22 protein-coding genes are annotated in these 21,823 nt (G+C 53.1%); 15 read left to right on the forward strand and 7 right to left on the reverse strand.

What is annotated here, in order from left to right:
* The first annotated feature begins 91 nt into the window (after positions 1–91).
* A complete protein-coding gene (locus ACL2XP_RS24135; RefSeq protein ID WP_413735895.1) occupies positions 92–838 on the forward strand; it encodes a sulfite exporter TauE/SafE family protein in 747 nt (248 codons plus the stop codon).
* A 16-nt stretch (positions 839–854) separates the two neighbouring features.
* Here ACL2XP_RS24135 and ACL2XP_RS24140 read toward each other — a convergent pair whose 3' ends face one another.
* Complete coding sequence (locus tag ACL2XP_RS24140) at positions 855–2,006, reverse strand: epoxide hydrolase family protein (protein ID WP_413735896.1); 1,152 nt, start codon at positions 2,004–2,006, stop codon at positions 855–857.
* A gap of 85 nt (positions 2,007–2,091) precedes the next feature.
* Positions 2,092–2,976, reverse strand: coding sequence for a LysR substrate-binding domain-containing protein (locus ACL2XP_RS24145; protein WP_413735897.1), 885 nt, complete (start codon positions 2,974–2,976; stop codon positions 2,092–2,094).
* Positions 2,977–3,160: 184 nt separating this feature from the next.
* Here ACL2XP_RS24145 and ACL2XP_RS24150 point away from each other — a divergent pair, with 184 nt between their 5' ends.
* The 10 genes from ACL2XP_RS24150 (at position 3,161) to ACL2XP_RS24195 (ending at position 15,081) form a co-directional block, all read left to right on the forward strand.
* The gene (locus ACL2XP_RS24150; RefSeq protein WP_413735898.1) at positions 3,161–4,222 is read left to right on the forward strand and encodes an NAD(P)-dependent alcohol dehydrogenase; all 1,062 of its coding nucleotides are present in this window, start codon (positions 3,161–3,163) and stop codon (positions 4,220–4,222) included.
* A 394-nt stretch (positions 4,223–4,616) separates the two neighbouring features.
* Positions 4,617–5,393, forward strand: coding sequence for a DeoR/GlpR family DNA-binding transcription regulator (locus ACL2XP_RS24155; protein ID WP_413735900.1), 777 nt, complete (start codon positions 4,617–4,619; stop codon positions 5,391–5,393).
* Positions 5,394–5,406: 13 nt separating this feature from the next.
* The gene (locus ACL2XP_RS24160; RefSeq protein ID WP_413735902.1) at positions 5,407–6,045 is read left to right on the forward strand and encodes an aldolase; all 639 of its coding nucleotides are present in this window, start codon (positions 5,407–5,409) and stop codon (positions 6,043–6,045) included.
* Between the two features lie 65 nt (positions 6,046–6,110).
* Positions 6,111–7,025 carry an AEC family transporter gene (locus tag ACL2XP_RS24165; protein WP_413735904.1) on the forward strand — a complete coding sequence of 305 codons (915 nt, stop codon included), beginning with the start codon at positions 6,111–6,113 and terminating at the stop codon, positions 7,023–7,025.
* A gap of 54 nt (positions 7,026–7,079) precedes the next feature.
* Positions 7,080–7,781, forward strand: coding sequence for a molybdate ABC transporter substrate-binding protein (locus ACL2XP_RS24170; protein ID WP_413735906.1), 702 nt, complete (start codon positions 7,080–7,082; stop codon positions 7,779–7,781).
* 23 nt (positions 7,782–7,804) lie between these two features.
* A complete protein-coding gene (locus tag ACL2XP_RS24175) occupies positions 7,805–8,464 on the forward strand; it encodes an aspartate/glutamate racemase family protein (protein WP_413735907.1) in 660 nt (219 codons plus the stop codon).
* 15 nt (positions 8,465–8,479) lie between these two features.
* Positions 8,480–9,754, forward strand: a complete 1,275-nt coding sequence (gene otnK / locus ACL2XP_RS24180) for a 3-oxo-tetronate kinase (protein ID WP_413735909.1) — start codon at positions 8,480–8,482, stop codon at positions 9,752–9,754.
* A 176-nt stretch (positions 9,755–9,930) separates the two neighbouring features.
* Positions 9,931–11,181: an NUDIX hydrolase N-terminal domain-containing protein gene (locus ACL2XP_RS24185; RefSeq protein WP_413735910.1), complete on the forward strand. Its 1,251-nt coding sequence runs from the start codon at positions 9,931–9,933 to the stop codon at positions 11,179–11,181.
* Positions 11,182–11,468: 287 nt separating this feature from the next.
* Positions 11,469–12,761 (forward strand): MFS transporter, encoded by a 1,293-nt coding sequence (locus tag ACL2XP_RS24190; RefSeq protein ID WP_413735911.1) that lies wholly within the window; start codon positions 11,469–11,471, stop codon positions 12,759–12,761.
* Between the two features lie 175 nt (positions 12,762–12,936).
* On the forward strand, positions 12,937–15,081 hold the full coding sequence (locus tag ACL2XP_RS24195) for a YgiQ family radical SAM protein (protein ID WP_413735913.1): 2,145 nt from the start codon (positions 12,937–12,939) through the stop codon (positions 15,079–15,081).
* Here the strand turns inward: ACL2XP_RS24195 and ACL2XP_RS24200 are convergent.
* Positions 15,078–15,818 (reverse strand): SDR family oxidoreductase, encoded by a 741-nt coding sequence (locus tag ACL2XP_RS24200; RefSeq protein ID WP_413735915.1) that lies wholly within the window; start codon positions 15,816–15,818, stop codon positions 15,078–15,080. The genes ACL2XP_RS24195 and ACL2XP_RS24200 overlap by 4 nt on opposite strands.
* Before the next feature lie 102 nt (positions 15,819–15,920).
* Here ACL2XP_RS24200 and ACL2XP_RS24205 point away from each other — a divergent pair, with 102 nt between their 5' ends.
* The 4 genes from ACL2XP_RS24205 (at position 15,921) to dynB (ending at position 19,206) form a co-directional block, all read left to right on the forward strand.
* Positions 15,921–16,847, forward strand: a complete 927-nt coding sequence (locus ACL2XP_RS24205) for a LysR family transcriptional regulator (RefSeq protein WP_413735916.1) — start codon at positions 15,921–15,923, stop codon at positions 16,845–16,847.
* Between the two features lie 1,274 nt (positions 16,848–18,121).
* Positions 18,122–18,325 carry a hypothetical protein gene (locus ACL2XP_RS24210; RefSeq protein ID WP_413735917.1) on the forward strand — a complete coding sequence of 68 codons (204 nt, stop codon included), beginning with the start codon at positions 18,122–18,124 and terminating at the stop codon, positions 18,323–18,325.
* A 53-nt stretch (positions 18,326–18,378) separates the two neighbouring features.
* The gene (locus ACL2XP_RS24215) at positions 18,379–19,011 is read left to right on the forward strand and encodes an SPASM domain-containing protein (protein WP_413735918.1); all 633 of its coding nucleotides are present in this window, start codon (positions 18,379–18,381) and stop codon (positions 19,009–19,011) included.
* A 12-nt stretch (positions 19,012–19,023) separates the two neighbouring features.
* Entirely contained in the window at positions 19,024–19,206 is a 183-nt protein-coding gene (dynB, locus tag ACL2XP_RS24220; RefSeq protein WP_413735920.1) for a dynobactin A family peptide antibiotic, read from the forward strand.
* Positions 19,207–19,262: 56 nt separating this feature from the next.
* On the opposite strand, the gene ACL2XP_RS24225 is transcribed toward dynB, so the two are convergent.
* From ACL2XP_RS24225 to ACL2XP_RS24240, 4 genes are all read right to left on the reverse strand, one after another.
* The gene (locus ACL2XP_RS24225; RefSeq protein WP_413735921.1) at positions 19,263–19,688 is read right to left on the reverse strand and encodes a hypothetical protein; all 426 of its coding nucleotides are present in this window, start codon (positions 19,686–19,688) and stop codon (positions 19,263–19,265) included.
* Between the two features lie 303 nt (positions 19,689–19,991).
* The gene (locus ACL2XP_RS24230) at positions 19,992–20,441 is read right to left on the reverse strand and encodes a MaoC family dehydratase (RefSeq protein ID WP_413735922.1); all 450 of its coding nucleotides are present in this window, start codon (positions 20,439–20,441) and stop codon (positions 19,992–19,994) included.
* Positions 20,442–20,480: 39 nt separating this feature from the next.
* The gene (locus ACL2XP_RS24235; protein WP_413735923.1) at positions 20,481–20,813 is read right to left on the reverse strand and encodes an L-rhamnose mutarotase; all 333 of its coding nucleotides are present in this window, start codon (positions 20,811–20,813) and stop codon (positions 20,481–20,483) included.
* Positions 20,814–20,876: 63 nt separating this feature from the next.
* Complete coding sequence (locus ACL2XP_RS24240) at positions 20,877–21,782, reverse strand: dihydrodipicolinate synthase family protein (RefSeq protein WP_413735924.1); 906 nt, start codon at positions 21,780–21,782, stop codon at positions 20,877–20,879.
* Positions 21,783–21,823: the final 41 nt, after the last annotated feature.

Below are 21,823 nucleotides of genomic sequence, written 5' to 3' on the forward strand. Positions count from 1 at the left end.
TAGACGAAGGCCGGGTTAACCATATACCCATTGTGGCCCGGCGCGGCCGCGGCAAAAATAGGGATTCCCTCATTTTGAGAAAATGGTCGTTATGATGGATATCATGTTTTATATTTCGCTGATTGGCATCACTTTTCTCATTGCGGGTACGGTTAAAGGCGTCATCGGCCTCGGCCTTCCCACCGTGGCGATGGGCATCCTCGGTACGCTGATGCCCCCTTCGCAGGCGGCGGCGCTGCTGATTGTTCCTTCGTTGGTCACTAATGTCTGGCAACTGTTCAGCGGTTCCCATGTGACCACTTTACTGCGCCGGCTGTGGCCGATGCTATTGGCGGTTTGCCTGGGCACCTGGTTCGGCACGGGCATCATGGCGGGGGAATCCGCCGCCTGGACCTCGCCGCTGCTGGGAATTTTGCTGATGGTTTACGCGTCGATCGGCCTGGCGAACCGGCAGTGGCGGATTAGCGGGCGCAGCGAACCCTGGCTTGGCCCGGCGGCGGGATTATTGACCGGCGCAATCACCGGCGCCACCGGCGTATTTGTCATTCCCGCCGTACCGTATCTCACCGCGCTATCCCTGGAACGGGATGATTTGATCCAGGCCCTGGGCCTGTCGTTTACCGTTTCGACGGTAGCCCTGGCGGCAAGCCTGGCGCAGCACGATCTGCTCACCGTCCATTCGCTGGGTTTATCGCTATTTGCCATCATTCCGGCGCTGGCCGGCATGTTTATCGGCGGCTACCTGCGGGCGAAAATCAGCCCCGTGCTATTCCGGCGCTGCTTTTTCCTCGGGCTGCTGGCGCTGGGCGCTGAGATTACGTTACAGCATCTGCGCTAAACGGCTTTTTTTCGTCTTAACGCAGCGGCCGGAAAAACGCCCGGATCTCCTGTGCCAATTCCTCCGGGCATTCCAGCGCAGCGAAATGGCCGCCGCGGGGCATTTCGGTCCAGCGCCGCACGGTAAAACCGCGCTCTACCCAGGAACGCGGCGGCATCGGCAACTCGGCGGGAAAATGCGCCACGCCCAGCGGGGGCAGAATACGCTGCTCAGGGGCGAAGTGCATGGGCCGCGCGCGGCTCTCCACATACATGCGAAAGGATGAGCCGATGGAACCAGTAAACCAATAAATAGAAATATCGGTTAACAACTGATCCAGGGAAACCGCCCGCTCGATGTCACCCCCGCAGTCGCTCCACGCCTGGAATTTTTCGGTTATCCACGCGGCCAGGCCCACCGGGGAATCATTCAACCCCAAGGCCAGACTCTGCGGTTTGGTGCCATGCACTTTGCCATACGCTCCCTGTTCGTCGCTCCAGCGGGCCACCCGATCCAGATAGTCCTGCTCCTGCGCGCCGATCGGCGGGCGATCGGCGCCTAAATAAGGCCGGTAGGAGCCGGGAATAAAATTAAGGTGCAGCCCCGCGATCCGTTCGGGGTAGCGTGCGGCCAGCCAGGTTGATACGCCCGCGCCGATATCCCCGCCCTGGGCGCCGAAGCGCTCATAACCCAATCCCGTCATTAATTCGGCCCATAGCCCGGCGACTTCAAACGGTCCGGTGCCCTTGGCCCGCGGCGCCGCTGAAAAACCATAACCGGGCAGGGAGGGAACCACCACATTAAACGCATCCCGCGGGTCGCCTCCGTGTGCGCCCGGGTCGGCGAGCAAGGGGATTATCGCTTCCATCTCGGCAAACGAACCTGGCCATCCGTGGGTCAGCACCAGCGGCAAAGGGGCCGGGCCGGCGCCCGGCTGGTGGACAAAATGAATCCGTTCATCCCCTACCCTGGCGATAAACTGCGGCAAGGTATTGAGCCTGGCCTCCCGGACCCGCCAATCGAATTTATGCTGCCAATAATCCGCCAGATGACGCATAAAACCCAGATCCGCGCCTTCGCTCCAGCCCGCATCGTTTATGCCGGTTAACCAGCGGGTCCGGGCGAGCCGATCCTGTAAGTCCCGTAATGCCGATTCTTCCACGGCAATGGTGAAAGGTTGAATATCCATCAATATTTTCTCCCCGGCGGCGGCGCCGTCCCGTCTTGGCGGTTGATTACTGAATATAGCGTATCGCGCGCGCCGGCCCGGGTTGTTACGTGCGCGCCATATCGATAAACGCCCGCAGGGCGGAGGGCATCTGCCGCTGCCGGGGGTAATAGATCATAAATCCGGTGAAGGCCGGACACCAGTCCGCCAACACGCTCGCAACCCGCCCCTGCCGGATTTCGTCTTGCGCCATGTCCTCCAGCACAAAAGCCAGCCCGATGCCATCCATCGCCGCGCGTATCGCCAGCTGTTGGTCCGCCACCGTCAGCCGCCCTTTGATCTCGATATCGAGCTTGACGTCGCCCTGGGCAAATTCCCATTTATAGAGCCGGCCGCTGGGAAAACGGTAGCGGACGCCTTCATGGCGGGCGAGTTCGCCGGGATGCTGCGGCACGCCGCGGCGCTGGAAATAATCCGGCGAACCGATCACCGCGAAACGGCGCGGCCCGCCGATGCGTACGCCCACCATATCCTCCGGCACCGTCTCCTCGAAACGTATGCCCGCGTCAAAACCCGCGGCGACGATATCCACAAAGGCGTCCTGCTCAACGATTTCCAGGTGGATTTCCGGATAGGCGATCAGAAAACGCTGCATTAATGGCGCAACCAGCAGCTGCGAGGCGACGCGGGGGGTATTGATCCGCAGGGTGCCGGTGGGGGTGGTGCGAAAATTATTCATCTCTTCGATGGCGCCCGCCACATCGCGCAGCGCTGGCTGCAGGCGCTCCAGCAAGCGTTGCCCGGCTTCGGTCAGGGAGACGCTGCGGGTGGTGCGGTGGAACAGGCTGACCCCCAGCCGATCCTCCAAACCGCGGATCGCATGACTGGCGGCGGAGGTCGACACCCCGGTTTCGGCCGCCGCTTTCTGAAAGCTGCCGTGCTGGGCGATGGCGGCAAAAATGGCTAAATGGGAGAGATTCGGCTGCTGCATAATTAGTGAATTTATCTCATCAATTCATCCCGATATTCAGCATTGATCCGGGGTTTCATCATGCTACATTGTCCTATCCCGCTAAACAAGCGCGTCGACCGGCGGGGTTCAGCCCCGCCTGCCAAGGCGCTTGTTATCTATCGTGCAGTTCCGGTTCCATTCAAATCCAATCAGGAGTTATCCAATGATTAAAGCTCATGGCTATGCTGTCCACGACGACCATTCACCGCTGGTGCCGTTCGACTTTGAACGCCGCGATCCCGGTGACCATGATGTGCAGATCGAAATCCTGTTCTGTGGTATTTGTCACTCGGACCTTCACCAGGCCCATAACGATTGGAGCAATTCGCTCTATCCCATGGTGCCCGGCCATGAAATCGTCGGTCGCGTGGTCAAAGTCGGCGCCCACGTCCGTAAATTGAAAGTCGGCGATATCGCCGGCGTCGGCTGTATGGTCGATTCCTGCCGCCAGTGCGAGGCCTGCGAGGACGATTTGGAGCAATATTGCGTTGAAGGCCCCACCGTCACCTATAACGGCAAAGAGCGCGGCAGCGATCGGCTGACGTTTGGCGGCTATTCCGATCAAATCGTCGTTGAGGAGCGGTTTGTGGTGAAGGTGCCCGATACCCTGGATATCAAAGCGGTGGCGCCGCTGCTGTGCGCGGGCATTACCACCTATTCGCCGCTGCGCCATTGGAAAGTGGGCCCCGGCCAGAAGGTCGGCGTGATTGGCCTCGGCGGCCTGGGGCATATGGGCATAAAATTCGCCAAAGCGCTGGGGGCCCATGTGGTGATGATCACCACCTCGCCGGCTAAAGGCAAAGACGCTTCCCGCCTCGGCGCCGATGAAATACTGATCTCAACCGATGCCGCGGCCATGGCGGCCCATGCGGCGAGCTTCGATTTCCTGCTCAATACGATCCCCGTTCCGCACGATCTCAACCCGTACGCCGCCCTGCTTAAACGCGATCAAACCATGGTATTGGTCGGCGTACTGACCGAGCTTGAGCCCCCGCTCACCGGCGTCAGCCTGATTATGGGCCGTAAGAATATCTCCGGCTCGGCCATCGGCGGCATGGCCGAAACCCAGGAGATGATCGATTTCTGCGCCGAGCACGGCATAGTGAGCGACGTGGAGATGGTGAATATACAAGATGTCAATGCGGCTTATGAACGCTTGCAAAAAAACGACGTAAAATACCGCTTCGTTATCGATATCGCATCGCTGCGGGCGCAGGCGGCCTAAGCCGGCCCAGCGCGGCAACGCGCAGCCGCCGACAGCGGCTGCGGCCACCCGGCCACCTCATTAAACGAGGTGGTTTTTTTTGGCCTGCCGGCGCCGATGACGCGCGCCAAGCGCGGCAGAGAGCCGGCGTCAGGTTCAAAGCGGCGGCCGGGTTCATTTCTTCGCGTGATCCCTATGCCATGTGAAAACCAGATTTTTTAACAATGGTTTGTTAAGCGCGTTTAAAATGCGATATCAATTTTTTATCATTATTATCAGTATATTGAATCATTTTAGCCTCAGCAGGGAAAGAGCGTATTTTGTGATTATCGAACTTTTTTTGTGAAAATGGTATGCGTATACTAGTTATCAATCGGGGAAGCGGGGCGTTCCCGCAAAACCACAGGAAAGCGTAATGGGGTTAAGTGCCAACGAGCGTCAGGAATTCATTTACCGCTACATACATGAAAACCAGATCGCACAATATAATGATTTAGCCTCCTTAATGAATGTTTCCCATATGACGGTGCGCAGGGACGTGCAGTCTTTGGAAAGCGAGGGCAAGGTCTCCCGGGTCAATGGGGGGATCAGGCTCAGCGAATTTTTGCATCAGGAATTGCCTTATCAAGACAAATCCTACCTGAACCATAAGATCAAAAAAGAGTTGGGTAAGTTTGCCGTACAAAGGATCGCCGAAGGCAGTATCGTTTATCTGGATGCCGGCACCACCACGTTTGAAATTGCCAGGAATATTCCCTCAAATTTCAGGCTGACCGTGGTGACCAATGATTTCTCCATTATGCAATTGCTAATGACTAATCCCGCAATTGATTTGTTTCATGTGGGCGGCAAAGTGGATAAAAAGAATTTCTCCTGCGTTGGGTTAAGCGCGGCTAATTTTATCAAGGGAATGAATATTGATTTATCATTCATCAGCACCAGTTCCTGGGACCTTCGCCATGGTATTTCTACCCCCTATGAAGGCAAGGCGGTGGTAAAACAAATAGTGATTTCCGTTTCGAATCGGAAGATATTAATATCGGACAGCAGTAAATATGGAAAGTACGGATTTTACAACGTGTGCTCCCTGGATAAAGTGGATGAGATTATTAGCGACTCTCTTTTTAACGACTGCAAAAAAGAGTTAAGCGCAATAATGTCGCCTAAAGTGACATTGTTAGATATTTTCTAAAGAGATATTAGTAATGAAAAATGAAACCGCCTTGCGCGAAGAGATATGCTCCGTTGGGGAAGGATTGTTTCGCCGTGGATACACGGTTGGCTCATCTGGGAATATCAGCGTTCGTTTAAATGACGGTTGGTTAATTACGCCAACGGATGCATGCCTGGGAAATATTGATCCAGCGCGCATTGCGAAAGTCGATGAAAAAGGCAATTGGATTAATGGCGACAAACCCTCCAAAACGCTTTTACTGCATCAGGGAATCTACAGCAATAATAATGAGGTAAACGGTGTTTTACATACGCATTCAACCTACCTGGTCTTATTAACATTAACCGGCGTGTGGTCTGAAGAAGCCATTCTTCCCCCCATTACGCCTTACCAGGTAATGAAGGTAGGTAAAATCCCCTTGGTTAAATATCATCGGCCCGGCGATCCGGAGGTCGTTAAGATAGTAAGCGCCGTTGCAGAAAAAGTCCGTGGCGTCATGCTGGAAAAACTTGGGCCGGTTGTCTGGGGAAAGACTATTTCACAAGCAAGCTTTATTCTGGAGGAGTTGGAAGAAACAGCAAAACTTTGGTTAAAATCCGGTAAGAATTCTAGTCCTCTTACAACAGATAACATAAATGAAATTTTTGCCGTATTTGGGAGCAAGTGGTAACTCCCCAGAATAATTATTTCGAGCTTTATCTGTTTCCTCTGTACGTATAAATAGGTGAATAAAAAATGACTGCCTACGACATCATGCCGCGCGTGGCTTATTTAATTGCAGTATCAATCTTGGGTTGGTATGCATCTAAAAAATTCAAGATTAACTCACAAGACATTTCGAAATTACTTATTTATATTTTTTCTCCAATTGTTTGTTTTGTGTTGATTTTAAACTCGCCAGCGAGCGTCAGCTATGCCATGTATTCCGTCGTATTTTACGTCGTTTCCTGTATCGCGGCGGCCCTGGCGTACGGCGTAGGTAAATTATTATGGAAAGACAACCGGGCCAACCTGTTTGGCGCGGCCGGCGGGCAAGGAAATGTGGGATATTTCGTTTTACCCTTGGCCATCGGTTTGTTAGGCGGCACGCCGGATGGGGCCGCAGCCATCAGCGTCGTGGTTTTTGCCAAGGTCGCTTCCAGTATCTATGAATTTACCGCGGCTTATTATATTACGGCTCGCGGACGTTATTCGGCCAAACACAGCTTTATTATGGTCGCAAAGATGCCGACCCTGCATGCCGCAGTCTTAGCGTTAATCTTTAAATACTATGGCTTTCAATTACCCGACTTCCTGAAAAGCGGCGTCGATGGGTTTGTGGGCGGCTACAGTACGCTGGGTATGATGATCATCGGTATGTCCCTGGCCAAATTCGATAAGCTGATCCCGGATTGGAAATTTATCTTCGCCTCCATCATCTGGAAACAAGGGGTGTATGCGCTGGTAATTATTTTAATTTTCAAACAGTTCAACCTGGAACATTATGAATATGTCGTGATGGTGATGCTGGCCTGTAATCCCTTGGCCGCAAATATTGCCGCCGTGGCCTCTGCCCTTGATGTTCACCCGGAAAAAGCCGCATGCGCGATTATGATTAGTACTATCGTGGCCGTGGTGACCGTTCCCTTTACGATATGGCTGGTTTTCTAGTTATCAGAGTTTCTGAAATTACAGACGTTCTACAATAAGAATGAGGAGTAGAAAATGACGCAACATGTTCCGGCAATAACGCTGCACAGCGCTTTAGTGGTTCGTTCGCCCTTCGATGCGTCGCTGCTGGAGAAGTACCGTCAACAGCATGGCCAGGTCGACGCGACCTGGACGCCCACCACCGTACTGATGAAAAACATCGAAAACGGGTTGTCCTGCGATGTGGTTATCGTGACGGATTCGGCGATGGATTCATTAATCGAGGACGGGATTGTCGACGTGGCAAGCCGCAAGCCGCTGGTGATATCGCAAATCGGTTTGGCGGTGAAAGCCGGCGAGCCAAAGCCGGATATTTCCACCGCCGAGAAGCTTAAAACGGCATTGCTTCAGGCGCGCTCGATATGCTATTCGATTGGCGGCGCCAGCGGAATCCACTTTAAAACCGTGTTGAAAAAATTAGGCATCGAAGCGGAAGTGGACGCCAAAGCCTCCCCCGTACCGCAAGGGTTTACCGCCGAGAAGTTAATCACCGGCGAGGCCAGTCTCGCGGTACAGCAAATCAGTGAACTGCTGGTGGTTTCCGGCATCGAGATTGTGGGACCGCTGCCTGATGAAGTGCAAAAATCAACGTCGTTTTCGATTGCGGTATTCAGCGATTCGCCAAACAAGTCTGCCGGCAACGCCTTGATAGATATCGTTACCGCGCCGGAAAGCAAAGATGAATATCACCGTTTCGGACTGCAAAGTCGTTTTTAACATCGGCATGTCGGGAGACGTAAATGTCACATAACATCGTATTATTGCATGCCACGCCTGTGGCCATGCAGCCGATCAACGCGGCCATGAACGCGCTTTGGCCGCAGGCGACCGGCATAAACCTGCTTGATGAAGGTTTATCCCTGGAGCGGGCCAAATCGAAAACGTTATCGGAGCCGCTGTTCGAGCGTTTTGTCCGCTTCGGCATCTATGCCAGTGATATGGGCGCGGACGGCATTCTGGCGACCTGCTCGGCGTTTGGCGAGGCGCTGGAACACCTGAATACCCTGTTGCCGATCCCGGTATTAAAACCGAATGACGCGATGTTTTCGCAAGCGATAAAGTGCGGACAACGCATCGGCATGCTGGCGACCTTCGCCCCCGCCATCGGCGGCATGGAGCAAGAGTTCCGCGAGATGGCGGCGAAAATGAACAGCCGTGCCACGCTGACCACCGTATGCGCTGAAGGCGCAATGGAACATTTACGCCAGGGCGATGCGCAAACCCACAATGAAATCGTGGCGCGCTATGCCGGCAAGCTTGCCGATTGCGATGTCATTATGTTGGCCCATTTCTCCACGTCCCGTGCGTTAGAAGCGGTCGGCGCCGTGAGTCCCATCCCCGTCCTGGCCGCGCCGCAGGCGGCCGTAATGGAAATGAAGGCGCTGATTACCGCGCAATAACTAAGGAATTACAGCATGTTGATTGGTGTTATTGCCGATGATTTCACCGGGGCGAGTGATATAGGCATCACTTTGGCGAAAGGCCTGGCAGGGGAAGGCGGTTTAAAAACGGCATTGTTCCTTGAGACCCCGGACAAACCCGCCGGGGATGATATCGATGTCGGCGTGGTAGCGTTAAAGAGCCGTTCACTGCCGGCCGAAGACGCCGTGGCGCAATCACTGGCCGCCTGTGAGTGGCTGCTGCGGCAAGGGTGCCGGCAAATCCTGTTTAAATATTGCTCGACGTTTGATTCGACGCCGCAAGGCAATATCGGGCCGGTGGCGGAGGCGTTAGCCGATAAGCTGGGCGTCAAAGGCGTGGTGGTATGCCCATCCTTTCCTGATATGGGCAGAACGCTTTACCAGGGACATCTGTTTGTCTACCAAACCCTGTTGAACGAATCCGGCATGCAGCATCATCCTCTCACGCCGATGACGGACCCGGATATACGCCGCGTGTTAGCCGCGCAATCGCAAGGCCAGCCCGGGTTTATTCCGTGGCAAGTGGTGCAGCAAGGCGCAGCCGCGATCCATGCCGCGCTTGAAGAACGCGCCAGGCAGGGAACCTCCCTGGTGGTGGTGGATGCCATTACCAATGAGGATCTGGTCACTATCAGCGCGGCGTGCGCGGATGAGCGCTTGATTACCGGTGGTTCCGCCATTGCGCAGGGATTACCGCATAATTTTATTTCGCGCGGTGTGGCGCAGGGGTCATTACCGGTACGGGTGCAGGCCACCGGCAAAGGGGCGATCCTGGTGGGTAGCTGCTCGCGCACCACCTTGAAACAAATTCAATATCACGCTAAACACCATCCCGTCTGTCAGATTGATGTGGAAGCGATTCTGAATAACCGGATTTCGCAGGATAAATTGGTCAACTTCATTGTTGAGAACAGCGGCAAGGCGCCGCTCCTCTATACATCAAGCATTGATAATTTGGTCAATGAACTTCAGGAACGCTACGGGCGGGAAAAGGTCGCCGGTACTATTGAGAATTTTTTCTCGGCGCTGGCGGTTCGTTTGGTGGCATCAGGTATTCGCCGCATCGTCGTGGGCGGGGGAGAGACCTCCGGGGCGGTGGTGAAAGGGCTGAATTTGGCCAGCCTGATTATTGGCGAAGAAATCAGTAAAGGCGTGCCCGCCTTGGTGACGAGCGGTATCGAAGAGCCGCTCGGGTTAGCGCTCAAATCAGGCAATTTTGGCGGCGAGGATTTCTTTTCCGTCGCGCTCGACGCGCTTGGCCACGACTAATTTGCGGCAAAAAGCGCGGCCGTCGGGGCGCTGGGCGTAAAGGTCCGGCGCGTCTTCGGCTGCCCTGTTAGCGGACCGCCCCATCCCTTTCTCAGCATCACCCTCTCGATTTTTTCACTGAACGCGGCCATTATCGTGGTCTGGCAGAAAAAATAATCAATCAAAGAGGCGGCGGCATGGATATCAAGGGCGTTATTTTCGATATGGACGGCACGCTGACGGACACGCTTTCGCTGTGCGTGGCGGCTTTCCGGCAGGCGATAGAACCCCTGTCCGGCAAACAATTTTCAGACGAGCAAATCATCGCGACCTTCGGCCCTTCGGAAGAAGGCACCATTATGCAACTGGCGCCGGACCATTATGAACAAGGGCTTAGCGCCTATCTCGCCGCCTACAAAACCCTGATAGGGGATGCCGACGGGGTGTTCAGCGGCATTACCGAGCTGCTTGGCGAGCTGCGTAGCGCCGGCATCCCCATGGCGCTGGTCACGGGTAAAGGCAGCGGCAGCACCGAACTGACGCTGGCGCGCTACGATCTCGCCCCCTATTTCACCACCGTCGCCACCGGTTCGCCCCAGGGTTCGGTAAAAGCGCTGCGCATCCGCGAAATTGTCGGCGCCTGGGGGCTGGACCCGCGGGATGTGCTGTACGTGGGCGATGCGCCCAGCGATGTGACCGCCTCCCGGGAAGCCGGCGTGCGTATCGCCGCCGCATTGTGGTCCCCCGAGGCGGATAGCCGGGCGGTGGCGGCGCTTCACCCGGATCTCATGTTTAACCGCGTGGCGGAATTGCTCGCCTGGTTTCGGCAACAACGGCAAGACCGCTTTTTCTCGCTGGTGCAGCAGCTCCAGGGCATGGCCCAGACCGGCCTGACCTTTACCCGGGACCGGTACGATATTGAACGCTACGAGGCCCTGCGGGACATCGCCGCGCAGCTGATGGCGGGGCAGTCGAGCGCCTTGCGCGCGCAATTGGCGGCCTCTTTTACCGGGCAAGCGGGCTACGCCACGCCCAAGGTGGATACCCGGGCCATCGTGCTGCGGCAGGGCAAAATATTGCTGGTGCGCGAAGCGGATGACGGTTTATGGAGCCTGCCGGGCGGATGGGCCGATATCGGCGATCGGCCTTCAGAGGCCATCCGCCGCGAGATAAGGGAAGAAACGGGTCTGGAGGCCACCACCGAACGGCTGCTGGGCGTCTGGGATCGTAACCTGCACGGCCATCCCCCCTATCCTTTTCACGTCTATAAAATGATTTTTCTCTGCGCTGAACAAGGCGGGGAGCTGCGTTTATGTGAAGACTCCCTGGAGCTCGGCTTTTTTGATCCCGCGCAGTTGCCGCCGCTGTCGCTGACGCGCATCGTGCCGGTTGAAATCCAAACCAGCCTGCGGATTATTAATGAAAACGGACCAACCTGGTTCGACTGATGCCCTTTCGCCGTTTATTTCCTAGGACGGGCGCAACGGCAGGTACGCTCCACGCCGCGGCGCCGGTTTCATACTTTATTGCTGCTTTCCGATCACAATTTTTTCACAATGGATGTTCTAAAGCGCGATCCAGATCGTAGTACAACCAAAAATTATGGTGCTACAATTTCCCTCGGCTTAGTCGGCCTAAGCCATTTTTTTCCTTACCTTAAACGTCAAATTTAAGGGCGGCCTGTATTTGCCGCTATTTCCCTACATTAAGACATAATATAAACAGGACCATTGAAATGGATACTGCGATTACCCAACGTCCAACCAAAAGGCGTTATATTACGCTATTGATGATTTTTATTACCGTGGTTATTTGTTATGTGGATCGGGCTAATTTAGCGGTAGCATCGGCCCATATTCAGCAAGAATTTGGCATTAATAAAGCCCAGATGGGTTATATATTCTCGGCGTTCGCCTGGACCTATACCTTAAGTCAAATACCGGGCGGCTGGTTCCTCGATCGCGTCGGCTCCAAACTGACCTATTTTATCGCTATCCTGGGCTGGTCGGTGGCCACCCTCGGCCAGGGTTTCACCAACGGCCTGGCCGGCCTGCTTGGGCTGCGCGCCATCACCGGCCTGTTTGAGGCGCCGGCTTTCCCCACCAATAACCGCATGGTCACCAGCTGGTTTCCGGAACGTGAACGCGCGTCCGCGGTAGGGTTCTACACGTCCGGGCAATTTGTCGGCCTGGCATTCCTCACCCCGCTGCTTATTTGGATTCAGGAATTGCTGAGCTGGCATTGGGTATTTATCCTGACCGGCGCGGCGGGTATTCTGTGGTCGGTGATTTGGGCCGTAGTTTATAAGTCGCCGCGCAAAAGCCGCGGCATTAATTCCGCCGAACTGGACTATATCGCCGCGGGCGGCGGCATCATTGATGGCGATGCGCCGGTGGAAAAGAAAAACCGCACGCCAATGTCCATTGCCGACTGGAAGCTGGTATTTAACCGTAAGCTGGTAGGGGTTTATCTCGGCCAGTTCGCCGTCACCTCCACGCTATGGTTTTTCCTGACCTGGTTTCCCAACTACCTGACGCAGGAAAAACATATCGGCGCGCTGACCGCCGGTTTCATGACCACCGTGCCGTTCCTGGCCGCCTTTTGCGGCGTGCTGCTGTCGGGTTATTTCGCCGATCGCATGGTGCGGGCCGGCAAATCCCTCGGTTTTGCCCGTAAAACGCCGATAATTTTCGGCCTGCTGCTCTCCACCTGCATTATGGGCGCCAATTACACCAACGATCCCCTGTGGATTATGATCCTGATGGCGCTGGCCTTTTTCGGCAATGGTTTTGCGTCCATTACCTGGTCGTTGGTGTCATCGCTGGCCCCGGTGCGGCTCATCGGCCTGACCGGCGGGGTATTTAATTTCGTGGGCGGGTTGGGCGGTATTACCGTACCGCTGGTGGTGGGCTACCTGGCGCAGTATTACGGCTTTGCCCCGGCGCTGATTTATATCGCGGTGGTGGCGCTGCTGGGCGCCCTCTCCTATCTGCTGCTGGTGGGCGAGGTGAAACGCGTCGGCGAATAATCGCTCCCCGGCCGGGATACGGCGGTTTAGCGTATCCCGGCCGCAGCGCGTTTAACCGGCTAGACGCGCCGTAATTTTTATGATCCAACGCATTTTTCCCGCAAGTTCCCCTACCCTTGCCCCGCCGACCCGGTAAAATCTACGGCCGTTTATTTTGCCATCCAAAGCGATCGCCATGACCTCAAGCCTGCTCCAGCCCGAGCGCAAGCTGTTTTCTTATCCGCCGTATTGGGCGGAATGCTTCGGCCCGGCCCCTTTCCTGCCCATGTCCCGCGCCGAAATGGACTTGCTGGGGTGGGACAGCTGCGACATTATCGTGGTGACCGGCGACGCATATGTCGATCATCCCAGTTTCGGCATGGCCATCGTAGGCCGGATGCTGGAGGCCCAGGGATTTCGCGTGGGGATCATCGCCCAGCCGGACTGGTCCGGCAAATCGGACTTTATGCGCCTGGGCAAACCCAATCTGTTTTTTGGCGTGACCGCGGGCAATATGGACTCGATGATCAATCGTTATACGGCGGATCGCAAACCGCGCCATGACGACGCCTATACGCCCGGCAATATCGCGGGCAAACGGCCCGATCGCGCCACGTTGGTTTACACCCGGCGCTGCAAAGAGGCTTTCAGCGACGCGCCCGTCGTGCTGGGCGGCATCGAGGCCAGCCTGCGGCGTATCGCCCATTATGACTACTGGTCGGATACCGTGCGCCGTTCGGTATTGGCGGACGCCAAAGCCGATATGCTGATCTACGGCAACGGCGAACGTCCGCTGGTGGAAGTGGCTCACCGCCTGGCGGCTGGCGAACCGATCGGCGCCATCCTCGATGTGCGTAATACCGCCGTGCTTTGCAAAGGGGCGTTGCCGGGCTGGGCGGGCGTCGACTCCACCCGCCTGGACCAGCCGGGACGCATTGAGCCGATCCCCAATCCCTACGGCGAAGATCTGCCCTGCGCCAATCCTGCCGCCGCGCCGGATAACGCGCCCCGGCCGGTAAGCGTGCGGGCGCCGAAACCCAAGCCCTGGGAAAAAACCTATGTGCTGCTGCCGTCATTCGAGCAGGTGAAAAACGACAAAGTACTGTATGCACACGCTTCGCGCATTTTACATCATGAAACCAATCCGGGCTGCGCGCGGGCCCTGCTGCAACAACACGGCGACCGTTATGTATGGGTCAACCCGCCGGCCATACCGCTGCTCACCGCGGAGATGGACGCGGTATTTGCGCTGCCGTTCCAGCGCGTGCCGCATCCGGCCTATGGCCACGCCCCGATCCCGGCCTACGATATGATCCGTTTTTCGGTAAATATCATGCGCGGCTGCTACGGCGGCTGCGCGTTTTGCTCGATTACCGAACATGAAGGCCGCATTATCCAAAGCCGTTCGGAAACCTCCATCGTGCGGGAGATCGAGGAAATCCGCGACACCGTGCCGGGCTTTACCGGCGTGATCTCCGATTTGGGCGGCCCCACCGCCAATATGTATATGCTGCGCTGCCGCTCGCCCCGCGCGGAACAGACCTGCCGCCGCACATCCTGCGTTTATCCCGAAATCTGTTCCCATATGGATACCAACCATGAACCGACCATTAAACTGTACCGGCGCGCGCGGGGGCTGCCAGGCATCAAAAAAGTCCTGATAGCTTCCGGGGTGCGTTACGATTTGGCGGTGCAAGATCCCCGTTATATCAAGGAGCTGGCCGAGCATCATGTGGGGGGATATCTGAAGATTGCGCCGGAACACACCGAAGCCGGCCCGCTGGCCAAGATGATGAAACCGGGCATGGGCAGCTATCAGCGCTTTAAGCAGCTGTTCGACACCTATTCCAGACAGGCGGGCAAGGAGCAATACCTGATCCCCTATTTTATCGCGGCGCATCCGGGCACCGAAGATCGGGATATGGTTAATCTGGCGCTGTGGTTGAAAAAAAACCGCTTCCGGCTCAATCAGGTACAAAACTTCTACCCGTCGCCGCTGGCCAGTTCCACCACGATGTATCATAGCGGTAAAAATCCGCTGGCCAAGGTGGATTATCACAGCGAAGAGGTGGTAGTGCCCAAAGGAGAGCGCCAGCGGCGCCTGCATAAAGCGCTGCTGCGCTACCACGATCCGGCCAACTGGCCGCTGATCCGCGCGGCGCTGACCGCGATGGGGCAAAGCCAGCTGATCGGCAACCGCAGGGAATGTCTGGTGCCGGCGGCCACGCCGGATGAACGGCGGGCGGGCAACAACCGGGACCGAAAAACCCGGCCGGCGCTGACGCGTTTCACCGGAGCAGGTGCGCGGCCGGCCGCCAGACGCTCCTCCGGCAAGGGTTAATGCAGCGCCAGTCCGCCGTCGACAAAGTATTGGCTGCCGGTGACATAAGACGCGTCATCGGACAGCAGGAACAGCGCCACGGCGGCGGCTTCATCCGCCGACCCTACCCGGTTTAACGGCACGCGGGCCAGCACACCGGCTTCAAATCCCCGGCGGGCATCAGCGGACATAAAATCCCGCAAGCGGGTGTCGATCGGTCCGGGAATCAGGGAGTTAACGCGAATACCTTGTGCAGCAAAAGCCGTCGCCCAGCAGCGTGCCAGGGAAATCAGCGCGCCTTTGGCGGCGGCATAAATGCCGGTGGCCGCCGCGCCCTCATAAGCCGAGGTGGAGGCACTGACCACCACCGACGCGCCGGGTTTTAGCAGTCCGCCAAGCCGGGCCATCTGTAATACCGGCCCGCGCACATTCGCCGCCATCATACGATCGAAAAATTCCGCGGTGGTCGCCGTTGCCGCCGCCACATCCGCATAACCGGCATTGAGCCATAGGCCATCAAGTCCTCCGAGATGTTCGATGCGCACGGCCAGATCCTGTGCCGCGTCGGGTGCCGCCGCATCATTTCTCAACACCAGCGCACCGGCGGGAAGCCGGGCCGCGGCCTCATCCAGATGGTCCTGGTTCAAGCCGGTGATAATAACGTCGCCCCCTTCCCTGGCGATCCTTTGCGCGCCGGCCAGCCCCATGCCGCTGCTGCCGCCGGTAATCAAGATACGTTTTCCGTTAAACCTGTCCATCGCCATCTCCTGTTTGCGTTAAGTGGATAAACAGGGTAGCACCGGCGCATAATCACGATAATATGACATTATCTTCATGGGTTGATTAGGGAATCAGCGATAATGCGTGGCAGTGATTATGCTGAATTACAGGCGTTCGCCGCTATTGTCAAACACGGCAGTTTTGTCCGCGCGGCGGCCTATCTGGGGGTGACCCCGTCGGCGTTAAGCCAGATCATCCGCAATTTGGAAAAACGGCTCGGCGTACGCCTGCTAAACCGCACCACGCGCAGCGTCGCGCCCAGCGAAGCCGGTACCCGTTTGCTACAGCGCCTGCTGCCCGCGCTGGCTGATTTGAATGCGGCCCAGGCGGAGGCGACGCAAATGGGCGCGCTGCCCGCCGGCACGCTGCGGATTAATACCTCCCGGGTCGCCGCTATCCACTACCTGGCGCCGCTGCTGGGGCCGTTTATGCAGGCCTATCCCGCTATCCGGCTGGAAATCATTACCGATGAACGGTTAACGGATATCGTGGCGGCAGGGTTTGACGCCGGCATCCGCATCGGCGAAAAACTGGAGCAGGATATGATTGCGCAACGCCTGAGCGGCGATCTGTCCATGCAGGTGGTGGCCGCGCCCGCCTACCTGGCGCGCCACGGTACGCCGCGGCATCCGCGGGATCTGCATCAGCATCGCTGTTTATCTTATCTGCGCCCTTCCAACGGCAGTCCTTATCGCTGGGAGTTTGCACGGGCGGGCCAGAGGCTGGAAGTCTCGGTGGACAGCCCGCTGCTGGTTAACGAGCCGGAAATGCTGGCGGAGATCGCCCTGTCCGGAGCCGGCATCAGTTATCTGTTCAGCCATCAGGTGGCGCCATATCTGGCGACGGGTCAACTGGTCGCCCTGCTGGATGACTGGACGCCGCCGTTTCCCGGTTTTTACCTGTATTATCCCAGCCGGCATCACCTGTCGCCGGTATTGCGGGTTTTTGCCGATTTTGTCAGGGAGCATTATGAAGAGGGGCTTGATGGCAAAGGGGAGAATGTATAAAAATGATCTATGCAGTGCGATTAACCTGAACGGGGAAATTAGCAAAAAAAAGTTTATCGAGTTGAAAGCTGCCTCTACCTAAATTTATTCTCTTCATCTGCGGGATGATCACCAATGATTTAGTATATTATTATTTCATGCAGGCTGAGTGATAATATTTTTTTAACCCATGTGCCAAATTCATTTAGCTTATTATTGATATGTCGATGTTTGAAACTTAAATGTAAGTATTTTCCCGGTATTTTCTATGATATCGCAACTGTTTCTATGCAAAAAATTTATTTCAGCTCAGGATATGGATGGCAATGTTCCAAAGCGAACTCATTAGCCGAATAAAATATATATTATCCGAAACTAATAAGTCTACAGGTTTTACAAAAAAATATTTTGGCCATTTTCAGTAAGACTTGCACAAGTTTAAAAATCGGTCAATGTGGCGCGTGAAATAAGAAAAAGTTATCCAAAAATATGTATTGCGTGATTATGTGACTTTTTTAAGAAACAGCAAAAAAATTATATAAATATTATTCCCATGTTTATATTAATTAGAATAATTAACCATTACCTTAATACAAATAACAAACGAAAATAAAGTTTTAAGATAAATTAATTTTTTCTGTTTATGTAATAAACCTTGCCTAAAGTGAAAAGTATAGTTAGATTAATTTAATGGTAGATTCTATTTTAGTCGCGAATTTCTTTTACCCTATAAATTCCACAGAATTAAGTCAATTCAACAAGAAAATAAATTTTATATTTTATAAAAGCACACTTATAAATGGCTAATAAATACACCATAGTAGAGCGAATTTTCTTGAATTTATAATTATAATTCTCCTATGACATACCCAATGAAATGATTTACTTTAAGTAAATATATATTAATTAGCAACAGATCACACATTTTTAATAATTAATTATTAAGGTAACAAAAATATCAAGTCCATTCGTATTTAAATAAGGATATTTAATGAATTTTATAAACGTCATCAAACCTACGCATATATGCAATTTATCATGTACATATTGTTATAATGAAGATGTACGCAAGCCCATAATGTCTAAAGAAACATTACAAAAACTTATCTATGATAATTTTAATTACGTTAGTTCCATGAGAGCATTTTCTGGAATAGAATTATCTGGCACGGTGGGGAACCATTTATTGCTGGAATAGAATTTTACGAAGCAGCAGTCAAATTTCAGAAAAAATATTCAAAAGGGTTAAAATACCTTAATACCATACAAACCAATGCGACCTTATTTAATAATCGATGGTTGGATTTTATCAAAAAAAAAATGATTTTTCCGTTAGTATATCAATTGATGGTCCAAAAGAAATACATGATGCAAATAGGATTGATCATAAAAAACAAGGAAGCTTCGATCGGGTAATGGCAGGAATAAATAAATTGCGGAGTGCAAATATTGATTTTGGCAGTGTGCTTGTGGTAAATAAAAAAACAAAGAAAATATAGAAGAAATATACGATTTTCTGTTACAGGAAAAAATAGCATTTAATATCATACCATTGACTAAATCTGGTAGTGCTGTTACGAGCTATGAAGATTTGGGATTAGATGCAGCTGAATACGCTGATTCATGGATAAAATTATATGATAGATGGTTTGACGCTGCCGGCGATAATTACATTTATATATCAGATTTCGTTAGAAAAACACAGGCAATAATGGCAGGAAGAGCTTCCGATTGCATTGGCATGTCACAATGCGGCAATGCTAATTGCTCTACCGATCCACTTGGAGATATATATCCTTGCGCCAGCCTGTCCGGTCATCCTGATTTAAAATTCGGTAATATAAACCAGAACTCTCTATTAGAAATATTAAATGTTACTAAGGCAAAGGCGTGGCGTACTCGTAAAATAGATGAGAATTGTAGTATATGTAAATGGCAACATGTTTGTCATGGTGGATGCCAATCCAGATCCTATAATTTTTTTTCGGGGAATTATAATGTACGGGACTATTATTGTCCAAGTTTATACAAAGCATACGAGCATATCGAGCAAAAACTTAATAGCAAAGGAATCGCAGCTCGAACGCCTTTCCTTGATCATATGAATGATGGATTAAGGAATACGTCGGTTTATTTACATTCTAAAATAAACCAAGATAATAAAATTGATGTCACATTCTTATAACTGGAGGAAATAATGAGTGAAGTAAAAACTACAATGCCACATACTTGGAGCAAGGCGCTTCTCGATTGTGTTACTCCTAACAAGGAAACAATGCTAAAAGAGGGAGAAAAAATTGATCATAATATCATCGATAAATTAGTACAAGTTTCAACTATTCCGACATGGAATAGCAATGTTCATAAGTATAGGCATTAATACCCAAAGGTCTGTAATATGATCCAGACCTTTCCGATATCGTCTAAATTTATTTTTTATAACACATTATCAATCATACACTGGATGAAAGGTTTCACTTCTTCATGCCGCTGCTCTCCGACTTCCCGACGTGTTTCATCCGAAATATTCAATTCCTGAGTTATGATATCCTTTTGGTCAGGTGATTTTCTATCCGCGGTTACCTTGATATTTATACTGTACGAATGGCCGTCGGGAAGCAGTTTTACGCATTTTTTCATTCTTTCTTCTCCACGTTGGCCTGAGGGAATGGGGCCAGCATATGCAGCGGTGTTAATTGTTAATGTTGTAAATAATATGCAAAGTAAATTTTTCATTTCTTCTCCTTTAGAAACGTCATCATTGATGGTTATTGAGTTATTTGATTGGCCAGGATAAATAAAGTTCAACACCCCATGGCTAAATTTAATTTTCAAATTACGCAGATAATCATTTTTAGACATGAATGATTTTATATTAACCAAATATATTCTTGGTTAATATAATTACACATAATAAATATTAGCACAAATGCAAGGGTACCCGAGAGGGTTGCGGCTAATGAACGGTGCGTACGTAAAGGAATATTAATGCAGAAGTTACTTAGTTTATAAAATCGGCATCTTCATTGCCCGGCGACGAGCATCAGCTAACAAAAGCGGAGCGTTATTAATTCGCCGTTCCACGTTATGGTGAAAATAACTAACACCCCGGCAGTACGGTGCAAGGTAACCAGGGGCCGTGCCGCACCGGCCCCTGAACGTTTACTATGCTGCCCCTTGTTTCTCCACCAGCAGCAGATGCTGGGTCGCCAGCACGCACTCCTGGCGCTGATTGATCACCTCGATCTGCTCGGTTACGATGCCGAAGCCCGGCCGTTTAGGGTGATCCCGTTTGTCGGCCAGGGTCACCCTGACCCGGATGGTATCGCCAATAAATACCGGATGAGGGAACCGCAACTTCTCGTAGCCATAGGTCATCGCCCGGGAGTTAATCTCGCCGGCGGTCATGCCGATGCCGATGGCGAACGTTAGCGTGCCGTGGGCAATGCGCTGTTTAAACGGCTGGGTTTTACACCACTCGGCATCCATATGATGAGGATAAAAATCGCCTGTCTGCCCGGCATGCAGCACGATATCGGCTTCCGTTATTGTACGGCCCACCGTCTCGCGCGTGTCCCCCACGGCAAATTGTTCAAAAAATTTATCAATAAACATTGCCCATCCTTACGCTGTGAGAATTATCCGCTGCCGGACTTAGTCGAGATGATAAACTTCAGCCATTGAAGCCCACAGTTCTCCTGCGCCGCGGCTTTCCAGCGGTTCCAGGCAAGGGGCGCATTCGGCCCACCATTCGTTGGTCTTGGGGTCGGCGGCCATTTTTTGCATATCCGCCGCATAGTCGTCGCCGCTATATTCGTAATAGCTAAACAGATAACCGTCTCGGTAATAAATCGAATAATTACTGATATGGCATTGTTTAATCATATCGTTGATTTCCGGCCATGGGTTGGCATGCAGCTCGCGGTAATAGGCCAGTTTATCGGCTTTGACTTTTATCACGCCGCCGAATCGTTGTATTGTGTTCATTATCACACCTCGCTTAACGGGTTGTTAAATCACCTTGTTAAATAACGCTGTTAAATACGGCGGCTAAATAACCCCGCTTTGGGTCAATGCCAGGGCGATCTGCCGTTTTCTCTCATCGCCGAGCGGCGCGGTGGGCAAGAGGGAATGAACGGACACATCCACGCCTATCAGGCTAATGGCATATTTAATGACGTTATAAAAGGGCGTATCCAGGCCGTATAGACTGGGTATATACGACAGGCGCTGCTGTAATTCCACCGCCCGCGCATAGTCCTGCCGCCGGTAGGCCTGAAGAATGCCGCAGGTTAATTCAGGAGCAAAATTGGCGCTGGCGGGGATCGCCCCATCGCCTCCCAGGATCAGCGTTCCGAACAAATACTCATCGTAACCGGCGAATACGGCAAAATCGGGGCGCACGGGTTTAACCGCATGCAGCGTTTCACGGATATGATTAAGCGTATCCACGGTATCTTTCAGCCCGACGATATTAGGGCACTCTTCGGCCAAGCGACGGATAACGGCCACCGGAATATTCTGCCCGGTCAATGCCGGAAAGTTATACATAATAATCGGCAACGTTAATTGCGCCGCGATATGACGATAGTGCAGATACAGGTTCTCTTCCGACAGCGGATTATAAAAAGGATTGACCACCACCACCCCGTCCGCGCCGCAGGCCTGCGCATGCCGGCCCAGCTCGATGGTGGCCCGCGTCCCGCTATGGGCAATGCCGATCAATACCGGTTTGCGTTTATCCACGCAGGCGATGCAAAATTCCGCCACCTCTTTTCGTTGCGCATCGGACATATGGGCGAATTCCCCCGCGCTGCCGAGAAAAAATACCCCATCGATATCCGTGCCCATCAAATGTTCGATCAGGCGGCTCATGGCCGGGCGATCCAATTGCTCATCGGCGTCAAACAGGGTAGGAACCGGCGGTATCACGCCATGAAACAGACATCCTGACATAAAGCGTCTCCACATGAGAATAAACGGCCGGGCTTAAGCCC

It is taken from the genome of Sodalis sp. RH21 (assembly GCF_047324175.1).
Lineage (GTDB): Bacteria > Pseudomonadota > Gammaproteobacteria > Enterobacterales > Enterobacteriaceae > Acerihabitans.